Source organism: Eggerthella sp. BIOML-A1 (genome assembly GCF_009875595.1).
GTDB classification, from domain to species: Bacteria; Actinomycetota; Coriobacteriia; order Coriobacteriales; family Eggerthellaceae; genus Eggerthella; species Eggerthella lenta.
This window is the reverse complement of the sequence record NZ_WWRZ01000033.1, coordinates 1-1197: the sequence shown is the minus strand read 5'-3', so window position 1 is coordinate 1197 and position 1197 is coordinate 1. Positions and strand designations below refer to the sequence as shown.

Annotated in this window: 1 protein-coding gene; it reads right to left on the bottom strand. The window is 66.4% G+C overall.

Features of this window, described 5'->3' with window-relative positions; genetic code table 11:
• Positions 1 to 9: 9 nt before the first annotated feature.
• A complete protein-coding gene (locus tag GT590_RS14250; RefSeq protein ID WP_009307323.1) occupies positions 10 to 1158 on the bottom strand; it encodes a serine/threonine protein kinase in 1149 nt (382 codons plus the stop codon).
• Positions 1159 to 1197: the final 39 nt, after the last annotated feature.

Genomic DNA, 1197 nt, shown 5'->3' with positions numbered 1-1197 from the left:
GCTACGCGACTAGTCGTTCCACATCTCCGGGCGAACCAGGGTCGGGTCGGCGACGCGGTTCGGGAAGTAGTCGAGGCACTCGCCCTCGCGGTAGACGTCGGCCGTGGAGCAGTGCAGGCCGCCGCCGAAGGCGTAGGCGCCGCGCAGGTCGACGGGGATGACGTTCATGCCGAGCTTGTCCATCTCCTCCTGCTGGTAGACCTCGGAGGCCTCCACGATGACCGTCTTCGGGTCGAGCACCAGGCAGTTCATGGACAGCCACACGGAGCTGTAGCAGAACTCGGGCGGCTCGGAGTGGGCCGGCTGGGCGGCGTCGACGATCTGCCAGTCGTTGGCCTCGAAGATCGCGCGCTGCTCCTCGGGCAGCTTGCGCTGCGGGTTGTTGATGATCAGGCCGGGGCGCAGCGGCACGAAGGTCGCGTCGATGTGGATCGGGTAGGGGTCGCCCGGGAAGTTCACGGCGTGCACGCGGTGCTCGGGGTAGTAGCGCTGGAACCAGTCCATGGCCGTGCGGTTCGTGGTCAGGCCGTGCTGGATGAACAGGTCCTTGCCCATGCGCATGACGTCGGCGGCGTCCCACATCGGCTCGACTTCCGTCGTGACGAAGTCCTTGTTGGCGGTGCGCACCAGGCGCTCCTCCAGCGAGATCTTCTCGTCGTAGTAGTTGTGCTTGTAGGACTTGTCGGTCAGGCGCGGGCGCGGGGCCTGGGTCCACAGGAAGTCCGGGTCCTCGTCGAAGTACTGCTTCATGAGCGGCCAGTAGGCCAGGTACTCGAAGTAGCGGCAGCGGAAGGAGTTGGCGGAGGCCATGATCTCGTTGCCCATGGTGAGCAGGATGTCGCGGGGCGGCATGCAGGTCATCATCGAGTCGTTGCGGAAGTCGGGCGTGCCGATGGCCTGGTTCCACTGCAGGGGCGTCGGGCGGTCGACGACCACGCCGCGCTCCTCGAGCGCCTTCACGAGGTTCTCGAGGCAGGCGTTGCCGACCTCGACCGTGCGCAGCGGGCGGAGACCCCACATGCCGCGCATCTCGGAGTCGACCGGCACCTTCTCGGAGGTCGCGGGCTCCTCGGGCGGGATGACCGAGTTGTCGCACAGGCCGACGATCACGCGCTTCAGCGGATCCCAGTCGTTCCAAGAATTGACTATCTTCGCCATGACAGTCTCCTTTCTCCGGCAGCGCTTCCGGCGCCGCCT

Coding starts and splice junctions, on each gene's coding strand:
- GT590_RS14250 (WP_009307323.1), bottom strand. CDS start 1,158: ATGGCGAAGATAGTCAATTCTTGGAACGACTGGGATCCGCTGAAGCGC.